Origin of the sequence: Streptomyces sp. CWNU-52B (assembly GCF_047444975.1) — a bacterium.
Taxonomy (GTDB): Bacteria; Actinomycetota; Actinomycetes; order Streptomycetales; family Streptomycetaceae; genus Streptomyces.
Genome location: NZ_JBLFJV010000023.1, coordinates 109,830 through 129,269, shown reverse-complemented (window position 1 = coordinate 129,269; position 19,440 = coordinate 109,830). Strand labels below are relative to the sequence as shown.

Here is a 19,440-nt window from a genome sequence, read left to right as displayed (position 1 = left end):
TTCGAGTATCGCCACTCCTGACACAGTGTCACCATGCCTTTCCAGCCAGTCTGTTGGCTCAGGAGACATGCTTTTCCCCGCTCGCATGCGAGCGGGGAAAAGCATGGAGTCGGTGGAAGTGGCGGAGCCTAGACGGCCGGCTTCTGCACGATCGCGTCGATGCGTGCGAGGTCGTCCTGCGAGAACTCCAGGTTGCCCGTGGCCGCCACGCTGTCCTCCAGCTGCTGCGGGCTGCTCGCGCCGATCAGCGCGGAGGTGACCCGGCCGCCGCGCAGCACCCAGGCCAGCGCCATCTGGGCCAGGGACTGGCCGCGGGACTCGGCGACGCCGTTCAGGGCGCGCAGGTCGGCGACCAGCTCCTCGGTCAGCTTGTCCGCGCTCAGGAAGGGGCTGTCGCTCGCGGCCCGCGAACCCTCCGGGATTCCGTCCAGGTAGCGGCCCGTGAGCAGACCCTGGTCCAGTGGCGAGTAGGCGATGGACCCGATCCGCAGCTCGTCGAGCGTGTCCAGGAGCCCCTCCTCCTCGGGCCGCCGGTCGAGCATCGAGTAGCGCGGCTGGTGGATGAGGAGCGGGGTGCCCAGCTCGCCCAGGATGCGCGCGGCCTCACGGGTCTGCTCGGGCGAGTAGTTCGAGACGCCGACGTACAGCGCCTTGCCCTGCTGCACGGCCGAGTGCAGGGCGCCCATCGTCTCCTCCAGGGGAGTCTCCGGGTCGGGGCGGTGCGAGTAGAAGATGTCGACGTAGTCGAGGCCCATGCGGTTCAGGCTCTGGTCGAGCGAGGACAGCAGGTACTTGCGGGAGCCCCATTCCCCGTACGGGCCCGGCCACATCAGGTAGCCGGCCTTGCTGGAGATGACCAGCTCGTCGCGGTAGGGCGCGAAGTCCGCCTTCAGGGCCTCGCCGAGGGCCGACTCGGCCGCGCCGGGCGGGGGCCCGTAGTTGTTGGCCAGGTCGAAGTGGGTGACGCCCAGATCGAACGCTCGCCGCAGGATCGCGCGCTGGGTGTCCACCGGCCGGTCGGGGCCGAAGTTGTGCCACAGGCCCAGGGAGAGGGCGGGCAGCTTCAGGCCGCTGCGTCCGGTGCGCCGGTAGGACATGTCCGCGTAACGGTCGGTGTGTGCGGTGTACAACGCGTTCTCCAGAGGGGTCGGTACGGAGTGGACCGGTGTCCACTCTCGCCTGCCCGGCCGACAGCGGTCCAACAGGAGAATCGGATGGGATTCAGCGGATACGCTTCTCAATCATGGAATTGCGCCACCTTCAGCACTTCGTCGCGGTCGCCGAGGACCAGCACTTCACCCGGGCGGCGGAACGCCTCATGGTGTCGCAGTCCGGTCTGTCCGCCTCCATCCGCGCCCTGGAGCGCGAGCTGCGCGCCCCGCTGTTCGTGCGCACCACCCGCCGGGTGACGCTCACCGAGGCCGGGCGGGCCCTGCTGACCGAGGCGGAGCGGATCCTGGCCCAGGTCCGCGCGGCCCACGACGCGGTGGCCGCCGTGCAGGGGGTGCTGCGCGGCAGGCTCTCGCTGGGCACCGAGCAGTGCATCGCCGGTGTGCACGTGGCCCCGTTGCTGGCCGCGTTCCGACGGCAGCATCCGGATGTGGAGATCCGGCTGCGGCAGGCGAGCTCGGGGGCTCTCGCCGAGGACGTCGCCGCAGGCCGGCTGGATCTGGCGTTCGCGGTGACGACCCGCGCCGACACCGAACAGCTGCGGTGTCTGCCCCTGACCCGTGAGCCGATGACCGTCGTGTGCCACCCCTCGCACCGTCTCGCGGACGGCGGCTCCGTCACCCCCCGCGAGCTGGGCGGCGAGGCCTTCGTCGACTTCCACCCCGACTGGGGGCCGCGCCGCACCACCGACGCGGCCTTCGCGGCGGCGGGCGTGCACCGCACGGTCGCCCTGGAGGTCAACGACGTACACAGCCTGCTCGACCTCGTGGAGGAGGGCCTCGGTATCGCCGTCGTACCGCGCCACTTCGCCCACAAGCGGCCGGCGCTGCCGGCCCTGCCGCTCAAGGCCGACACCGAGACGCCGTACGAGACCGTCGCGATGCTCCCGTCACCGGAGGCGACCAGTCCGGCGGCGAGAGCCTTCCTGTCCCTGCTCGACACCCTCGAAACAGGCGAGCGGGCCACGACCGCTCGGAACGCGTAGCCCGGCGTTCCCCGGTCCGGGGGCCGTCCGCCCACCCGGCACCCGGTTCCTGCATGCTGGGGGGCGAGATCCATCGACAGGAGTGACACACCATGTCCGAGACGCCCAGGTCCACCGGGGCACCCGCCCACCAGAACGTCACGTTCCCGAGCGGCGGCACCACCGCACACGGTTACCTGGCACTGCCGCCGGCCGGACGAGGGCCCGGTGTCATCGTGATCCAGGAGTGGTGGGGGCTGACCGACCACATCGCGGACGTCACCGAGCGCCTGGCCCAGGAGGGGTTCGTGGCGCTGGCCCCTGACCTGTACGGCGGCAACGTCGCCCATGAGAGCTCCGAGGCGTTCCGCATGATGCGGGAGCTGCCCGTGGCGCGCGGTGTCGAGCTGCTGTCGGGCGCCGTCGACCATCTGCTGGCGATGCCGGAGGTCACGTCGGAGGCGGTCGGTTCGGTCGGCTTCTGCATGGGAGGCGGCTTCGTCCTCCACCAGGCGGCCACCGACCCGCGCGTGAGGGCCGCTGTCCCCTTCTACGGCGTGATCCAGGGCGAGGCTCCCGACTTCTCGGGGCTCAAGGCCCAGATCCTCGGCCACTACGGCGAGCTCGACACCAGTATCCCCGTCGACTCCCTCGCCCCGCTCGCCGAGACGATCCGCGAACAGTCCGGCGTCACCCCGGACTTCCGCGTCTACCCGGCCGACCACGCCTTCTTCAACGACGGCCGCCCGGCCGTCCACGACCCCGAGTCGTCGGCCCTGGCCTGGCGGAGCACGGTCGAGTTCCTGCACGCACAGCTCGGCTGACCGCACGCCGCACCTCGTCGAGCACTGACGTGGGTGGCTGCCCCCGGTCCCGCCGGGGCCGGCCACCCACGTCAGTACGGGAACATCAGTACGTGGACATCAGTACGTGTACGTGTTCAGCGTCGCCACCGCCGAGGCGGGTGAGCCGAGGTCGTACCGGTCCACCGCGAGGAAGTTGGGCTTCTTGCGCGCCGCGGGCTGGCAGAACCTCCGTGCCCGGTCGGTGAGTTTGGTGTTGTCGGTGCCCGCGGTCGAGGCGATCGCCGTGTCACGGAAGTGGTTCATCACGAAGAGCGGACGGAAGGGCGACGCCGTGGCCGTGAGCGGGACGTTGGTGTTGGCGTCGTACCAGCGGCTGTAGCAGGACCAGTCGGAGTTCCCGAGCCCCGAGCCCATGGACCAGTAGTTCTCCACGGTCCACTCGCGCTGGTACATGACGCCGAAGCTGTCCCGGGTGAGACCGGCCGACTGGTCGGCGGATCGGCTGTGGTCGCTGAACAGGAGCAGCCGGTCGTCGGCCGCGATCAGGTCCGCCACCCGCGGCCAGCCGTTCGCGCGCACACCCGTCTGGTCCGGCCGGTAGAGGACGTCGGACAGGCCGTTCACACGGGCCAGTTCGCTGCGCAGGACGCCCGGGTCGACGTAGTCCTCCAGGAACACGGTGACGATCTCATTCGGATTCTGCCTGAGGAAGTCGACCATGCGCTGGATGTCCACCCACAGCGCCACCGGGCTGCTGACGAGGGTGCAGCTGTTGTGGCAGAGGATCGCGCCGTCCGGGGTCTGGTGGATGTCCAGCATGAACCCGCGTACGCCGTCGGTGAGTTGCTGGTTGATACCGCGGCTCTGGTTCGGGACGAGGTTGACGAAGGGTGGCGCGAAGCCGCCGTCGACGCCGTTCGCGTAGGCGTTGTGGGAGGTGAGGAACGTGACCTGGTCCAGGGTGCGTTGATCCGCGTTCGGCATCGGGGAGGTCGGGGACGTCACCGGGGTGAGGTACCAGGCCGCGGGGTCGCCCGCGCCGCCGACGACCAGCTGCGCCGGGTAGTTGGCGCCGGAGGCCTTCGCCCCGACGCTCAGGTACTGGTCGGCGCCCGGCACCTTGAGCCGGTAGCGGTCGGTGCCCACCGCGGTGATCTCCCACGAGGCGTCGGCGCCCGCGCAGGCCACGGTTCTCGCCTGGCCGCCCGACCTGCCGAGGCAGCTGCCCGCCGTGTCGGTGCTCTCCAGGACGTACGACGTGCCGCTGGACCTGAGCGTCCACTGCTGGCGGTCCTCGTCGCCCTTGGGGTTGCGCTGGAGGACCGCTCCCCCGCTGTCGGCGGCGTTGAGTCCGGTGAGGGCGCTCTGTACGTAGAACACTCCGGAGGCCGGCACGTCAGCCGCGTGGGCGGGAGCGGCCAGAGCGGTGGTCAGTGCCGCTCCGGCGGCGGTGAGGGCGAGCAGGGGGCGGTATCTCCGCATGACGGTCGGATCCCTTCGGCAGCGCGGCGACGCCTGATCAGCCGCCGGGAAAGTGGGGGGTCTGCGCGGGGACACTCAATCGGATTGGTATGTACCGGTCAATACCACGAGCTTGCCGGGTGCGGTCGCGCCGGTGACGCGGGGCCATCGAGTCGCCCGGTGTTTCACGGAGCGTGTGCCGGGCACCGCGGTACTCCTACGGGGAGCGCAAAGCGATCACCTGGCCAGGAGGCTGACATGAGCGACGACAGCACGGGGGACGAGGTCTACCAGCCCGCGGAGGCGGGCGAGGACCAGGCGGACGCCACCGCCCTGGACCTTGAGGACGCGGTGGACGAACGTACGTACGACGACGTGCTCGACGAGGGGTACTCCCCGCCGGAGAAGCCGCTGGGAGTCACCAGGACGGGCGTCACGGCGGCCGAGCAGCACGAGGGCGAGAGCCTGGACGAACGGCTGCTCCAGGAGGTCCCCGAGGAGGAGACCCCGGCCGGCGACGGCGTCGGTGACCTGCCCTACGGCGAGGGAGAGGCCCTCGACCCCGAGGCCGGTGGGGAGCGCGCGGGCCGTCTGGTGGCGCCGGACGAGGGTGCCCACCCGGACACGACGAAGGACGCCGTCGCCTCGGACGTGGGCGTCGACGGCGGAGCCGCGGGCGCGGAGGAGGCCGCGGTCCACGTCGTACCGGAGGAGGACCCGGCCCCCGACGTCTGAGGTCCGCGGGCAGCATGCCGTTCCGGATGCCGGTGAGGAGGTACTCGTACGAACACGGGGACGGCATGGACGGGACAGGACGGAGAATCCGATGGCTGCACGACCACCCTCGGCGGCACAGACGGTTTCGGAGGCCGCCCGTCTCGCGGAGGCGGGTGAGCTGCCCCGCGCCCTGTGCGCCGCGGCCTGCGAAGTCCTGGCCGTCGACGGGGCGACCCTGGCCCTGTTCACCGACACACCCGCCCGGCAGTTGCTGTGCGCGTCCGACGACACCGCTCTGCGGCTGGAGGAGATCCAGTTCACCGTGGCGGAGGGCCCCTGCATCGCCGCCGCGCGGGACGGCGTGCCGGCCGTGGCGAGCGGTCTGCGGCGGCATGTCACGCCCTGGCCGTTCTTCGGCGCGACCGTGGTCGAGCAGCTGCCCGAGGTGGGGGCCGTCTGCGCGTTCCCCCTGCGGGTCGTCGATCAGACGCTCGGCTCGCTGGAGGTCTACACGTGTGCCGACGACGGACTCGACGCGTCGTCCCTACGGGTCGGCGCCCAGGTCGCGGGCGCCGTGGCGCGGGCCCTGCTGCCGGCGCACGGCGACCTCTTCGACGGCTCCGTGTACCCCCAGTGGCAGCCCACGGACGTCGTACGGGCCCACTGGTCCTCGACCCACCAGGCCATCGGGGTCGTCGCCGCCCGGTTCGGCATGAGCGTCGACGGCGCGCTGGCCACGATGCGGGCGGAGGCCTTCCGGACCGGTCGGACGCTCGCGGAGGTCACCGTGTCCGTTCTCAGGGGCCCGCCCCCCGCGTGACCCGCCGGGGTCAGCCCGTCGCCGCTTCGTCCATGTGTCTCCATGCTCTCCCCGCTCTCCCGCGGGTCCCGGTCCCACAGCCGGTGGTGAGCCGGCTGTGGGGCGGCGGCGAGTGGTGCGGACCGCGCGCGAGGGTGTGTCAGCAGTACAGGTTGTTGCCGGCCGTCGTGCCGAGGATCTGGACGAACCGCTGGTAGCTGTCCACGCGGCTCTGCACCTGGGCGGGGTTCTTGCCGTCGCACTCCAGCGAACCGTTGATGGAGCGGATCGTCTGGCCGAAGCCCGCGCCGTTGACCATGGCGTTGTGGCCGGTCATGGTGCCGGGTCCGGACTGCGTGTTCCAGTACCAGAGGCCGGTCTTCCAGGCCACGGCGGAGTCGTTCTGCACGAGCCAGGGGTTGTTGAGGAGGTCGATGCCGAGCGCGTCGCCCGCGGCCTTGTAGTTGAAGTTCCAGCTGAGCTGGATCGGACCGCGGCCGTAGTACGCGCTCTGGCCGGCCGGGCAGCCGTAGGACTGGTTCCAGTCGCAGTAGTGGGGGTAGTTGGCGGTGTTCTGCTCGACCACGTACTGCAGACCACCGGTCTCGTGGCTGACGTTGGCGAGGAAGGCGGCGGCCTCCTGCTTCTTCACCGTGTCGCTGCCGGTGTTCGCGAACGCCGGGTAGGCGCTCATCGCGGCCGTCAGCCCGCTGTAGCTGTAGAAGGAGTTCCGGCTCGGGAACATCTGGTTGAACTGCGCCTCGCTGACGACGAACCCGGAGGGGTTGGTGGGCCCGTTGTCACAGGCGTACGGCTCCCAGAACCAGGTGCTGATGATGGGGTCGTAGCCCGGGTTGTCGTGCTCGGCTATGTACGCCTTGCCGTCGGTGTACCGGACGATGTTCCCGGTCACGTAGGACTGGCCGGCCACCCAGTTGGGGTAGCTCGAACAGGCCGCCGCGGACGCGCCCGGGGCCGGCAGGAGCACCGGTGCGGCGGTTCCGAGGACGATCGCGGCCACGAACGCAGAGATACGGCGCCTCGACACAGGACCAACTCCTTCGCGGAGCACGGCCGCGACCCGTACGTGGGCAGAGCGGAGGAGACCTTGTACGCGTGGGCCGGGAGCACCGGCCGCGGCGTACGGGGCGGCCGTGGTGGGGGTGAGGTAGCACACTCCACCACCTTGGTCTGGACCAGTCAAGGGTGTAGACCAGTCAACTCGCCCCGACGCCACGCCACTTCAGCTCAGCGGCTTCTCCAGTACGGCCTTGCGGTGACTGAACGTCTCGATCGAGTAGCGGCCGTGGTAGTTGCCCATGCCGCTCTCCCCCACGCCCCCGAACGGCAGGTCCGAGACGGTGAGATGGGCGAGCGGCAGACCGAGACCCAGTCCGCCGGACGAGGTCTCGGCGGCGAGCCGCTCCCGGGTGGTGTCCGACTCGGTGAAGGCGTACAGGGCGAGGGGCTTGTCGCGGTCGTTGACGAAGTCGATGGCCTCGTCGAGCCCGGGGACGGTCACGATCGGCAGGATCGGCCCGAAGATCTCCTCGCCCATGACCGGCGCGTCGGGCTCGACGTCGGCCAGGACGGTCGGCGCGATGTACTTCGCGCCGCGGTCGCTGTCGCCGCCCACGACGACCCGGCCGGAGCCGAGCAGCCCGCTGAGCCGGTCGAAGTGCCGCTCGTTGACGATCCGCCCGTACTCGGTGGAGCGCGACGCGTCGGCTCCGTACAGCGCCTCGACGGCCTTCGCCAGTGCGGGCTCCAGGGCGCGGGCCGTCGCCGGGTCGGTCAGGACGTAGTCGGGGGCGACGCAGGTCTGCCCGGCGTTGAGGAACTTGCCGCGCGCCAGACGCTCGGCGACGACGGCCAGGTCGGTGCCCCGGTCGACGAAGGCCGGTGACTTGCCGCCGAGTTCGAGGGTGACCGGGGTGAGGTGGCGCGCGGCGGCGGTCATCACGATGCGGCCGACGGTGCCGTTGCCGGTGTAGAAGATGTGGTCGAAGCGCTCGGCGAGCAGGGCCGTGGTCTCGGGCACGGCGCCCTCCACGACGGCGACCGCCTCGGTGTCGAGGTACCGGGGCAGCAGCCGGGCCAGTACGGCGGAGGTGGCCGGGGCCAGCTCGCTGGGTTTGACGACCACCGCGTTGCCCGCGGCGAGCGCGCCGAGCATCGGGGCGAGCAGGAGCTGCACCGGGTAGTTCCAGGGGGCGATGACCAGGACGACACCGAGGGGGTCGTAGCGGGTCCAGCCCGCCGCGTCGGCGCCGAGGCGCGCGGGTACGGGGGCGGGCTGGGGGCGCAGCCAGTCGTCGAGGTGCTCAAGGGTGTGGTCGATCTCCCGCACGACGAAGTCGATCTCCGTGCGGAAGGATTCGGTGGAGCTCTTCCCCAGGTCGGCGTGGAGGGCTGCGGCGATCTCCGTGCCGTCCTCGGTGAGCATCTCGCGCAGGCGGCGGAGCTGGCCGGTGCGCCACGCGACGGGCTTGGTACGGCCGGAGCGGTAGGTGGCACGCAGTCGCGCCACGATGTCGGCGGGCTGCTCGGGGGTGGGCTGGTTCACGTCGCCTCGCTGGTGGGGGGTGCGGGAAAGCGGGCCGGGCGGCCCGCGCTCGGTGGGTCGAGCGGCAAGCTCGGTGTATAAGCCAACCATCTATCCGGCATCGTAAATTCCGCACCGTCCGAAATCACCGTGCGGGGCCGCCGGGTCACACCAAGGGGCCAGGAGGTCCGCCCGGACGGCGGGTGTCTTCCGACGGTTGGGCAGGAAGCGGGGGGTGTCGCTGGGCGCGCGGTTCCTCGCGCCCCTGGGGGCGGACCCTTCCGGTGGAGCGACGGCTGCGGGTTCGTTGTGGCTGGGTGCGCAGTTCCCCGCGCCCCTGGGGGGGTGGCCCCTCCTCGTAGAGCGTCGGCTGCGGGTTCGTTGTCGCTGGGTGCGCAGTTCCCCGCGCCCCTGGGGGGGGGTGGTCCCTTCCGGCCTAGCGTCGGCTGCGGGTTCGTTGGCGCTGGGCGCGCAGTTCCTCGCGCCCCTGGGGGGTGGCTCGTCCCCGTAGAGCGTCGGCTGCGGGTTCGTTGTCGCTGGTGTGTGGTTCCTCGTGGCCTGGGCCCTTTCGGGGGAGGGGGGCTTCTGGTGCGTTGGCACCAGGACCGGTGCGTGGCTGGTCCGGGTGCACCAAGGGAAGACGGCGACAGGGAACGATGCCCGTCCGGGCGGTGGAGGGAAGTGTGGGAGACGCGCGAATCCCGCGTATTTCCTTTCCTCAGGTGTCTGGAGAGATCGACAGATGGCGACACTTCTTTATCGGATCGGGCGGTGGGCCTTCCGGCGGCGCCGCCTCGTGGGTGGTCTGTGGCTGGGCGCCCTGCTGCTGGCCGTGGTCGCCGCCGCCGTGGCGCCCGAGGCGGAGGAGGAGGACCTCTCCATGCCCGGCACCGAGTCGCAGCAGGCGTTCGACCTGCTCGACGAGCGCTTCCCCGAGAGCAACTCCCAGGGTGCCGAGGCCCGTCTGGTGTTCCGGGCCCCGGACGGGCAGCGAGTGACCGCCCAGGAGAACAAGGCGGCCGTCGCGGACACGCTCGGCTCGCTGGACGGGGGCGGTCAGGTCGCGTCGGCCACCGACCCGTACACGACGGGCGCGGTCAGCGAGGACGGCACCATCGCCTACTCCACGATCACCTACACCGCGGACGCCACCGACCTGACCGAGTCGACGAAGAGCGCCTTGGAGGACGCCGCGAGCCAGGCCCGGGACGCGGGGCTGACCGTGGAGATCGGCGGCTCGGCCCTGGACGCCGAGGTGGAGCCGGGCGGTACGACGGAGCTCATCGGTGTGGCGGTCGCCGCGGTGGTGCTGGTCCTCACCCTCGGGTCGCTGGTCGCGGCCGGACTGTCGCTGATGACCGCCTTCCTGGGCGTGGCCATTGCCTTCGGCCTGGTCTCCGCGCTGGCCGCGCCGCTGGGCCTGACGTCCACCGTGGCCATCCTGGCGCTGATGCTGGGTCTCGCGGTCGGTATCGACTACGCGCTCTTCATCACCTCCCGGTTCCGCGACGAGCGCGCCCGGGGCAGCGAACCGGAGGAGGCCGCGGGGCGGGCCGTGGGCACGGCGGGCTCCGCCGTCGTCTTCGCCGGCGCGACCGTCTTCATCGCCCTGGTCGGCCTCGGGGTCGTCGGAATCCCCGAACTCACCAAGATCGGCATGGGTGGCGCGGGCGCCGTGGCCCTCGCCGTACTCGTCGCGCTGACCCTGGTCCCGGCGCTGTTCGGCTTCTTCGGCCGGCGCGTACTGTCCCGCTCCGCCCGCAAGGCCGCACGCCCTGGCGGCGAGCACCCGCACCGGCTGCCCACCGCGGCCGGCCGGGCCGGGCTCGGCGTCCGCTGGGCGCGGTTCGTGCTGCGCCGCCCCGTGGCCGTGCTGCTGGTCGCCGGACTCGGTCTCGGCGCCGTCGCCCTGCCGGCCCTGGGCCTCGAACTCGGGCTGCCCGGTGACGAGTCCAAGCCGGTGGAGACCACCCAGCGCCGCGCCTACGACCTGCTGTCGGACGGCTTCGGCCCCGGCTTCAACGGCCCGTTGACCGTGGTCGTGGACACGTCGGAGTCCGGGGACACCCGGGCCACCACGGACCTGGTCGTCAAGACCGTACGGGCGGTGGACGGGGTCGAGTCGGTCGGTGATCCGGTGCTCAGCGCGACCAAGGACACGGCCGTCCTCACCGCCGTCCCGCAGACCGCGCCGAACAGCGGCGAGACCAAGGACCTGGTGCACGCGATCCGGGGCGCGCTCTCCGACGTCGAGGCCGACACGGGCGCCGGTATCGCGGTGACCGGCACCACCGCGCTGAACATCGACATCTCAGAAGCCATGTCCGACGCCCTCCTCCCCTATCTGAGCGTGGTCATCGGCCTCGCGGTGCTCCTGCTGATGGTGGTCTTCCGCTCGATCCTGGTCCCGGTCAAGGCCGCGCTGGGCTTCCTGCTGTCGGTGGGGGCCGCCTTCGGTGTCCTCGTCGTCGTCTTCCAGTGGGGCTGGGGCGCGGACCTGATCGGCATCGAGCAGACCGGGCCGGTCATGTCGCTGATGCCGATCCTGATCATCGGCATCGTCTTCGGCCTCGCCATGGACTACGAGGTGTTCCTCTTCACCCGGATGCGGGAGGCCTACGTCCACGGCGCCTCCCCCGGCGACGCGATCGTCGACGGCTTCCGGCACAGCGGACGCGTGGTGGCCGCGGCGGCGATCATCATGATCAGCGTCTTCGCCGGGTTCATCGGGATCACCATGCCGACCATCCAGACGATGGGCGTCGGCCTCGCCTCCGCCGTCGCCTTCGACGCCTTCGTGGTCCGGATGGCGATCGCACCCGCGGTCCTGGCCCTGCTCGGCCACCGGGCCTGGTGGCTGCCCCGTATCCTGGACCGTGTGCTGCCGAACGTGGACATCGAGGGCGAGGCCCTGAACAAGCGCGTCCAGGTCTCGGCGACCGAGCCGGACGCCGCGGTGCCGCAGTTCCCCGTCGGCCGGCACTGAGCCGGCGATGACACACACGGGTGGCGCCCTCCCTCGACCACGTGGCTCGTGGTGGCGGGAGGGCGCGATCACGACGACGGCGTTCGTGCTCTGTCTGCTCGGCGGCGTGGTGCAGGTCGACGACACGTTGGCGGCGCCGCCCGCCGCCACCTACTTCATGGCCGTGGTGTCCTGTGCCGTGCTGCCGATGCGGCACCGGGCGCCCCTGGCCACCCTGGCGGCCACCACTCTGACCGGCGTGCTGGCGCAGCCTCTGGGGCTCCTGCTGAGCCCGCTCATCGTGGCCCCCGCCGTGATCACCACGTACACCTACACGCTCACCGCGCGCTCCGAACGGCGCGCGGTGGGCGTGGTGTCGCTCATCTCCGCGGCACTGCTGGTCGCCACCACCCCCCTGTTCGGGGACCTCTCGTGGAAGGACGCGAGCAGGATGGGCACGATGGCGGCGTTCCCGCTGATGGCCGGCGTGCTCGGTCGCTCGGTGCAGAACCGGCGCGCCTATCTGGCAGCCGTGGAGGAGCGGGCCCGGCGGGCCGAGGAGACCCGGGACAGCGAGGCGCGCCGGAGAGTGGCCGAGGAACGGGTGCGCATCGCCCGGGAGCTGCACGACCTGGTGGCCCATCAGATCACCCTGGCCAACGCGCAGGCCACGGTCGCCGCCCATCTCTTCGACACCCGCCCGGAGCAGACCCGCAAGAGCCTCAAGGAACTCGTCGCGACCACCAGCGACGCGCTCGACGATCTGCGGGCCACGGTCGGTCTGCTGCGGCAGACCGGGGACTCGGCCTCGCCCGCCGAACCGGCGCCCGGACTGTCCCGGCTCCCCACGCTCCTCGCGTCCTTCCGCCGCGCGGGTCTTGAGGTGTCGCTGCACCAGGAGGGCACGGCCAGACCGCTGCCGCCGGGCATGGACCTCACCGCCTACCGCATCGTCCAGGAGGCCCTGACCAACGTGACCAAGCACGCCGCCACCGGCAGCGCCCGGGTGCGCCTCGACTGGACCCAGGACCACGTGAGCATCAGCGTCGCCGACGACGGAGGCGGCGCCCGTACGACGTCGGCCACGTCCAAGGGGTCCAGGGGGTCCACGGCGCGCAGCGCGGCCCAACTGCCGGAGCGTCCGCCCGGTTACGGTCTGATCGGGATGCGTGAACGGGCCACCGCGGTCGGGGGACACCTCTCGGCCGGCAGGCGCCCCGAGGGCGGCTTCCTCGTCTCCACCCGGCTGCCGCTCCCGCCCGCCAAGGACCCGACGCGCGGGACACACGGAACGACAACCATCGAGGGGCACATGGCCGACGACGACACGACCGGCTACGAACGGACGGGCGACACACCTACGGGCGACGCAGAGGCCGGGGGTGCCCTGTGACGATCCGGGTGCTGCTCGCCGACGATCAGGCCCTGCTGCGCGGTGCCTTCCGGATCCTTCTCGACACCGCCGCCGACATCATCGTGGTCGGCGAGGCCGCCGACGGCAGGGAGGCCGTACACCTCACCCGGAAGCTGCGCCCGGATGTCGTCGTCATGGACATCCGGATGCCCGAGGTGGACGGTCTCACGGCCACGTCGCAGATCTGCGCGGACCCGGAACTGCGTGACAGCCGCATCCTGATCCTCACCACGTACGAGACCGACGAGTACGTCGCCCAGGCGCTGCGCGCGGGGGCCGGCGGCTTCATCGGCAAGGGCATCGGAGCCGTGGACCTGCTGGACGCCGTACGGACGATCGCCGCCGGCGACACGCTGCTGTCCCCCGCCGCGACCCGCTCCCTGGTCACCCGTTTCCTGGCCAGACCGGACGACGTCCCGCCGCACGACCCCGAACAGCTCGCCGTGCTCACCCCGCGCGAACGGGAGATGGTGGCTCTGGTCGCGACCGGCCTGTCCAACCAGGAGATCGCCGACCAGATGTTCCTCAGCCCCTTCACCGTCCGCGCCCATGTGCAGCGGGCTATGACGAAGCTGGAGGCCCGCGACCGGGCACAGCTCGTCGTGATCGCCTACCGGACGGGCCTGGCCCAGGCGTCCCCCGACGCCGGTACCGGTTCCGGCACCGACCGCCTGTCGTAGTCCGGCGCCGGGGAGCGCGGGCCGGGTGCGGGCCGCCCGCCGTGTCAGGTCACCGCGTGGGGGCGAGGTCGGGCAGCGTGAGGGCCGAGTGGGCCGGCCGCGGTGCCGACGCGGGCAGGGTGACGAGGTCTCGCAGCATGGTGTTGCGCTGCTCCAGGGCCTGTTCGGTGGTGGGGAAGAGCCGGGCCCCACCGTTGTCGACCAGTGCCTGGTTCATGGCCACGAACGCGCGGGTGTCGCTTTCGTAGGCGGCGAAGGCCGCGGTGTGGTCCGCGTTCCTGGCCAGGGCGTCGGCGAGCATGTAGGCACCGACCAGCGCGAGGCTGGACCCCTGTCCGGTGAGGAACGAGGGTGCGTACGCGGCGTCGCCGACGAGTGCGACCCGGCCGTTGGACCAGTGGGGCATACGGATCTGACCGGCCGTGTCGAAGAACAGGTCGTCCGCGCCGCGCAGCGCGTCGACCATCCGGGGGACCTCCCAGCCCGCGCCCGCGAAGGCGGTGGCGACCAGTTCCCGCTGGGCGTCGGGGTTCCGCAGGGCGTCGACCGGCGGTTCTGGCCGGTGGAAGGTCAGGAAGGCGTGCACCTGGTCGTGGTCCCCCACCGCGTAGAGGGCCGCGGCCTTCCCGGGGGTGTTCCACAGCACGACCTCGCGGGAGAGCCCGAAGGTGTTCGGCATGGTGAAGAGCGCGAAGCAGTAGCCGAGGTAGCGCTGGAACTGTTCCTCGGGGCCGAACAGGGACCGCCGGGTGTGCGAGTGCATACCGTCGGCGCCCACCACCAGGTCGAACGTGCGCCGTCGCCCGCTGTGGAAGGTGACGTCGACCTCGTGCTCGGACTGGTCGAGGGTGTCGATGGAGTCGTCGAACAGGAATTCCACGTCGTCGCGGATCGCGCCGTGGAGGGCGGTGGCCAGGTCCCCCCGGCGTACTTCGAGGTCCTGTCCCTCGACGCCGCCGGCGACGGCGCTCGGGCTGACCGAGGCCACCTCCCCGCCGGCGGCGTCGAGGAAGGTGCAGCGGAGCGAGTCGATGTGCGCGGCCCGCAGCATCGGCAGTAAGTCCATCCGCCGGACGACCTCGATCGCCGTACCGCGGAGGTCGATCGGGTAGCCGCCGGCGCGCAGCGCGCCCGCCTTCTCCACCACGGTGACCGCGAATCCGGACCGGTGCAGCCAGTAGGCCAGCGCGGGTCCGGCGATACTGGCCCCGGAGATCAGCACGGTGCGCTGCGCGGTGGTCCTCACGTCCGTCGACGGACCGGTGAATGTCATGACTGGGCTTCCTTCTTCGTGAAACGGACGACGAGCAGGGACAGTGCGGCGACGAGGCCGGAGACCGCGAAGCCGGTGACGAAGGCCGATTCGGTCGGCAGGCCCGTTCCCGGGTCGGCCCCGGCGTCGAGGATCGCGCCGGCGCCCTGGGCACCCACGGCGACACCGATCACGCGCGTCACCACGAGCAGGCTGGTGGCGATGCCGGTGTCCTTGGCCGCGACGGCGGTGGCGGTGCCGGCGAGCAACGCCGTGGTGCCGACGCCCGCGGCGAACGCGGTCAGCACCTTCGCGAGGACGAGATGCCACTGCGCGGTGTGCAGCGAGGTGAGGGCGAGCATCGTGGCCGCCGTGGCGACGGTGCCCGCGACGATCACGGCACGCGGACCGAAGCGCCGCGCCGCGATCCCGCCGACCGAGTCGCTCACCGCCCCGGCGACGGCGCCGGGCAGCAGGAACAGTCCGATGCCGGTGGTGCCGGCTCCGAAGCCGTATCCGTCGGCCGGCAGTGCGAACAGCTGCGGGATCAGAAAGAGCGCCATTCCGAGGCTGACGGTGATGACGAGGGTGAGCACGCACGCGTGCCACATCGCGGGCTTCGCCAGCATGCGCAGATCGACCATCGGCGAGGCCGTCCGCCGCTCGACGGCGACCCAGCCGGTCCCGAGGGCGGCCACGGCCAGGGCGATGGCACCGACCGCGAAGGGCGGCAGGCCGCCGTCCCTCGTCACGGTCACGAGCCCGACCATGAACGCGAGCAGCGTGCCGCTCAGCAGGACGACGCCGGGCCAGTCGATCCTGTCGTCGGACGGGAACGGCGGATCGTGCGGCATCAGCCGCGCCACGACCAGCGTCGACGCGATGACCGCGATCGTCGGCAGCGCGAACATCCAGTGCCAGGACAGTCCTTCGGCGACCGGCCCGGCGAACAGCATGCCCACCATGCCGCCGCCCGTGAACAGCGCGACGACCAGACCGATCGCCACCTGTGTCTCGCCGATCGGCAGGTGTTTGCGGACCAGGATGAACGAGAGGGGCAGCGCGCCCACCATGACGCCCTGCAGCACCTGGCCGAGCAGCAGCACCGGCAGGTTCGGCGCCACACCGGCCAGCAGACCGCCGGCCGACACCACGGCCATCAGCCAGATCAGCACCCGCTTCCCGCCGTAGCGGTCGCCGAGTTTGCCCGCGACGGGTGTGACGACGGCGCCGGTGACGAGCAACGTGTTGCCGATCAGGGCCCCTTCGGCGGGGCTGACCGCCAACTCGCGTTGCAGCAGCGGGAGCGCGGGCTCCACCACGGACTGCAGGGCGCCGAGGGCGAGGGCCAGGACACCGAGAGCGCCGATCGACGCTCTCCCCATGCGGGCCGGGGACACCACCTCTCGGGAACCTCGGGGCGGGGACGTGGATGTCTTCTCCGACATCTGTTGATCACTCCAGACACCGCTGGGGAAAGGGGAACGCGCGGGATGCGCGCGTCTCCCACACTTCCCTCCGGTGTCCCGCCGGGCATCGTGCCCGGTTGCCGTCTTCCCTTGGTGCCCCCGGACCAGCCGCTCGTCCGGCCTGATGCCTACGCACCAGGCCGGGTGGGCGGGCGAGGCGAGCGGGCGGGGAGGACGGCGGGGCTCAGCTCGCGAACGGTACCTGGGCCGTCGGGGCGGCCCGGGGTGCGAACGGGTGCTGCCACAGGCCCTGCGCGGCGAGCCGGGGCAGGACTCCCTCGCCGAACCAGTACGCCTCCTCCAGGTGCGGGTAGCCGGAGAACACGAACTCGTCGATGCCCAGGCGGTGGTACTCGGTGATGCGCTCGGCGACCTCGTCGTGGCTGCCGACCAGGGCGGTGCCCGCGCCGCCGCGTACCAGGCCGATGCCCGCCCAGAGGTTGGGGTGGATCTCCAGTCCGTCCCGGTTCCCGCCGCCGTGCAGGGCGAGCATGCGCTGCTGGCCCTCGGACTCGCTACGGGCCAGTCCGGCCTGTACGGACTTCACGGTCTCCGGGTCGAAGCCGGCGAGCAGCCGCCGCGCCTCCGCCCAGGCCTGTTCGGAGGTGTCGCGGGTGATGACGTGCAGCCGGATGCCGAACCGGACGGTGCGGCCCTCCTTCTCCGCCAGGGCGCGCACCCAGGCGATCTTCTCGGCGACCTGTGCGGGCGGCTCGCCCCAGGTCAGGTAGACGTCCACGTGCTTGGCGGCGACCTCTCCCGCGATGGGCGAGGAGCCGCCGAAGTACACCTCGGGGACCGGGTCGGGCACACGCGCCAGCCGGGCGTCCTCGACCTTGAGGAACTCGCCGTCCAGGTCGACGGATCCGCCCTCCCACAGGCCCCGGACGATCTGGAGGAACTCGCCGGTACGGCGGTAGCGGGCGTCCTTGTCGAGGAAGTCGCCGTACGCGCGCTGCTCGTGGCTCTCGCCGCCGGTGACGACGTTGAGCAGCAGCCGTCCGCCGGACTGGCGCTGGAAGGTGGACGCCATCTGCGCGGCGAGGGTCGGTGAGACGAAGCCGGGCCGGAAGGCGACCAGGAACTTCAGCCGCTCGGTGTTCTGGCTGACCATCGCGGTGGTGAGCCAGGCGTCCTCGCACCACGCGCCGGTGGGTGTGAGGGCGCCGACGAAGCCGAGATCCTCGGCCGCGCGGGCGATCTGGCTCAGATAGGCCACCGTCGGCGGCCGGTCCCGGCCGGACACCGTGGCCGGGGTGCCGTGGCCGCCCCCGACGACATGCCGGCTGTCACCGTTGGTGGGCAGGAACCAGTGGAAGGTGAGGGACACGGGTGCGTTCTCCGATCGGGGCGCGGGGCGGACAGGGGTGGCCGGCCGGGCTCAGAGGAGTCCGTGGCGCGGCGGCAGGGTGCCGTTCAGTACGTACCGGCCGATGTGCTGGATCTTCCAGCGCGCCGGGTCGTGCAGGGTGTGGGTGCGGGCGTCACGCCAATGCCGGTGCAGATTGAGGGAGTTGAGGGCGGACCGGGTGCCGGACACCTCGAAGAGCGCGCCCGACACCTCCACGGCGGTGGCCGCCGCGTGCGCCTTCGCGGCGGCCACCGCGATGGACGCCTCGGCCGCCGACTCCTCCGTGAGACCGGCGCGGGCCCTGTCGACCTCGCGGGCCGCCACGCCGAGCAGGGCCTCGGTGGCCCGGACCTGGACGGCCAGTTCCCCGAAGCGCTGGATCAGCAGCGGGTCCTCGGCCGCGGTGTCCACACCGCTCTCGAACCACGGGCGGCTCTTGGTGCGGACGAACTCCACGGCCGCGCGGAGCGCGCCCGCCGCGATCCCGGCGTCGATGGCGGCGTGCAGCAACTGGGCCACCGCGCCGTGGAGTTGGGGTCCCGTGAAGGTGAGATGGTGCGGGAGGACCCGGTCGGCCGGTACGGGCACGGCGTCGAGCCGGACCGTACCGCTGGCGGTGGTGCGCTGGCCCATGCCGTCCCAGTCGTCGACGACGTCGAGGCCCTCGGCGTCCCGGGGCACGTACGCGACGTGCAGGGCGTCGTCCTGCGTACGGGCGAGGACGGGGATCCAGTCGGCGAACAGGGCGCCCGTGGAGTAGTGCTTGACGCCGGTGAGGAGGTACGAGCCGTCCGGCCGGCGCGCCAGGCGGGTGCGGATGTCCTGGACGTGTTTCGTGCCGGCCTCCGACTGGGCGTTGCCGAAACGGCGCCCGGCCAGCACCTCGCCGAAGAAGAACGCGCGCTGCTCCACGGTGCCCTGACGGCGGATCACGTTGACGTAGACGAAGTGGCTCTGCGGGATCTGGGCGAGGCTGGCGTCGGCGGACGCGAGGAGCCGGAAGATCTCGGCGAGCGTCTCCTGGCGTACGTCGGCGCCCCCGTGCTCGGCGGGCACGGTGACGGCGAGCAGCCCGGCGTCGGAGATCCGGTCCAACTCCGCGCGCGGGAGCCTGCGTTCCGCGTCCCGGTCGGCGGCCCCGGTGCGGAACTCGTCGGCCAGGGCGGCGGCCACGGCCAGCGCCTCGGCGTCGTCGGCGATGACCTTGGCGGCGCCCCGCGCGGGGGTCCCGGCGGAGGTTTCCGCGGACATGGTCAGCTCGCCGCGGCGAGGATCGGCCTGCGGCCCAGCGCCTCGGAGAACTGGTCGAGCACCTGGGTCAGCGCCTCGCCGGCCGCCGGTGCCACGGTGAGCGTGCCGTCCTGGCCGACCGTGATGTCCTTGTCGAGGGTGAACCAGCCCTGGACGATGTGCCGGGCACCCATGGAGCTGAGCACCGGGCGCAGGGCGTAGTCGATGGCCAGCACATGGGCCGTCGTACCCCCGGTGGCCAGGGGCAGCACGGTCTTGCCGGTGAGGGCGTACTGCGGGAGCAGGTCGAGCAGGGCCTTGAGCACTCCGGAGTAGGCGGCCTTGTAGACGGGTGTGCCGACGACGACGCCGTCGGCGCGGGCGAAGAGCGCGGTGGCCTCGACGATCGCCGGATGCCGGAAGTCGGCGCCGAGCAGGGCCTCGGCGGGGATCGTGCGGACGTCGAGCGGGATCACCTCGTGGCCCTGCGCGGTCAGCCGGTTGTCGAGGTGGCGCAGCAGGCGGTTGGTGCGGGAGGAGGCGGAGGGACTGCCGGAGACGGACAGGACGGTGGCCATGGGTCCTCTTTCGGGAGGGGGAACTCTCTCGTGGTGGGC

Annotated in this window: 16 protein-coding genes; 7 read left to right on the top strand and 9 right to left on the bottom strand. The window is 71.9% G+C overall.

Annotated elements, in window-relative coordinates; translation table 11 throughout:
- Window positions 1–128 precede the first annotated feature (128 nt).
- Window positions 129–1,130 carry an L-glyceraldehyde 3-phosphate reductase gene (mgrA, locus tag ACLVWQ_RS22930; protein WP_414110996.1) on the bottom strand — a complete coding sequence of 334 codons (1,002 nt, stop codon included), beginning with the start codon at window positions 1,128–1,130 and terminating at the stop codon, window positions 129–131.
- Between the two features lie 113 nt (window positions 1,131–1,243).
- On the opposite strand from mgrA, the gene ACLVWQ_RS22925 reads away from it, so the two are divergent.
- Both ACLVWQ_RS22925 and ACLVWQ_RS22920 read left to right on the top strand, forming a co-directional pair.
- Window positions 1,244–2,155, top strand: coding sequence for a LysR family transcriptional regulator (locus tag ACLVWQ_RS22925; RefSeq protein ID WP_414110995.1), 912 nt, complete (start codon window positions 1,244–1,246; stop codon window positions 2,153–2,155).
- 92 nt (window positions 2,156–2,247) lie between these two features.
- On the top strand, window positions 2,248–2,958 hold the full coding sequence (locus tag ACLVWQ_RS22920; RefSeq protein ID WP_414110994.1) for a dienelactone hydrolase family protein: 711 nt from the start codon (window positions 2,248–2,250) through the stop codon (window positions 2,956–2,958).
- A 99-nt stretch (window positions 2,959–3,057) separates the two neighbouring features.
- Here ACLVWQ_RS22920 and ACLVWQ_RS22915 read toward each other — a convergent pair whose 3' ends face one another.
- Entirely contained in the window at window positions 3,058–4,422 is a 1,365-nt protein-coding gene (locus ACLVWQ_RS22915) for an RICIN domain-containing protein (protein WP_414110993.1), read from the bottom strand.
- A 237-nt stretch (window positions 4,423–4,659) separates the two neighbouring features.
- On the opposite strand from ACLVWQ_RS22915, the gene ACLVWQ_RS22910 reads away from it, so the two are divergent.
- Together ACLVWQ_RS22910 and ACLVWQ_RS22905 are read left to right on the top strand one after the other, a co-directional pair.
- On the top strand, window positions 4,660–5,136 hold the full coding sequence (locus tag ACLVWQ_RS22910) for a DUF5709 domain-containing protein (protein ID WP_414110992.1): 477 nt from the start codon (window positions 4,660–4,662) through the stop codon (window positions 5,134–5,136).
- 91 nt (window positions 5,137–5,227) lie between these two features.
- Window positions 5,228–5,938, top strand: coding sequence for a GAF and ANTAR domain-containing protein (locus ACLVWQ_RS22905; protein ID WP_414110991.1), 711 nt, complete (start codon window positions 5,228–5,230; stop codon window positions 5,936–5,938).
- A gap of 139 nt (window positions 5,939–6,077) precedes the next feature.
- Here ACLVWQ_RS22905 and ACLVWQ_RS22900 read toward each other — a convergent pair whose 3' ends face one another.
- Window positions 6,078–6,965: a glycoside hydrolase family 19 protein gene (locus tag ACLVWQ_RS22900; RefSeq protein ID WP_414110990.1), complete on the bottom strand. Its 888-nt coding sequence runs from the start codon at window positions 6,963–6,965 to the stop codon at window positions 6,078–6,080.
- A 195-nt stretch (window positions 6,966–7,160) separates the two neighbouring features.
- Window positions 7,161–8,483, bottom strand: coding sequence for an aldehyde dehydrogenase family protein (locus tag ACLVWQ_RS22895; RefSeq protein WP_414110989.1), 1,323 nt, complete (start codon window positions 8,481–8,483; stop codon window positions 7,161–7,163).
- 721 nt (window positions 8,484–9,204) lie between these two features.
- Here ACLVWQ_RS22895 and ACLVWQ_RS22890 point away from each other — a divergent pair.
- Genes ACLVWQ_RS22890 through ACLVWQ_RS22880 form a run of 3 tightly spaced genes read left to right on the top strand, consistent with a single transcriptional unit; the run spans window position 9,205 to window position 13,521 of the window.
- Entirely contained in the window at window positions 9,205–11,448 is a 2,244-nt protein-coding gene (locus tag ACLVWQ_RS22890) for an MMPL family transporter (protein ID WP_414110988.1), read from the top strand.
- A gap of 7 nt (window positions 11,449–11,455) precedes the next feature.
- A complete protein-coding gene (locus ACLVWQ_RS22885) occupies window positions 11,456–12,820 on the top strand; it encodes a sensor histidine kinase (protein WP_414110987.1) in 1,365 nt (454 codons plus the stop codon).
- Window positions 12,817–13,521 (top strand): response regulator, encoded by a 705-nt coding sequence (locus ACLVWQ_RS22880; protein WP_414110986.1) that lies wholly within the window; start codon window positions 12,817–12,819, stop codon window positions 13,519–13,521. The genes ACLVWQ_RS22885 and ACLVWQ_RS22880 overlap by 4 nt, the downstream gene beginning before the upstream one ends.
- A gap of 49 nt (window positions 13,522–13,570) precedes the next feature.
- Here ACLVWQ_RS22880 and ACLVWQ_RS22875 read toward each other — a convergent pair whose 3' ends face one another.
- From ACLVWQ_RS22875 to ssuE, 5 genes are all read right to left on the bottom strand, one after another.
- Entirely contained in the window at window positions 13,571–14,794 is a 1,224-nt protein-coding gene (locus ACLVWQ_RS22875; RefSeq protein WP_414110985.1) for an FAD-dependent monooxygenase, read from the bottom strand.
- Window positions 14,791–16,158 carry an MFS transporter gene (locus ACLVWQ_RS22870; RefSeq protein ID WP_414110984.1) on the bottom strand — a complete coding sequence of 456 codons (1,368 nt, stop codon included), beginning with the start codon at window positions 16,156–16,158 and terminating at the stop codon, window positions 14,791–14,793. Before ACLVWQ_RS22870 ends, ACLVWQ_RS22875 begins: the two co-directional genes overlap by 4 nt.
- A 268-nt stretch (window positions 16,159–16,426) precedes the next feature.
- Window positions 16,427–17,572, bottom strand: a complete 1,146-nt coding sequence (locus ACLVWQ_RS22865) for an LLM class flavin-dependent oxidoreductase (protein ID WP_414110983.1) — start codon at window positions 17,570–17,572, stop codon at window positions 16,427–16,429.
- A 51-nt stretch (window positions 17,573–17,623) separates the two neighbouring features.
- Window positions 17,624–18,844 carry an SfnB family sulfur acquisition oxidoreductase gene (locus tag ACLVWQ_RS22860; protein ID WP_414110982.1) on the bottom strand — a complete coding sequence of 407 codons (1,221 nt, stop codon included), beginning with the start codon at window positions 18,842–18,844 and terminating at the stop codon, window positions 17,624–17,626.
- A gap of 2 nt (window positions 18,845–18,846) precedes the next feature.
- A complete protein-coding gene (gene ssuE / locus ACLVWQ_RS22855) occupies window positions 18,847–19,401 on the bottom strand; it encodes an NADPH-dependent FMN reductase (protein ID WP_414110981.1) in 555 nt (184 codons plus the stop codon).
- Window positions 19,402–19,440 lie beyond the last annotated feature (39 nt).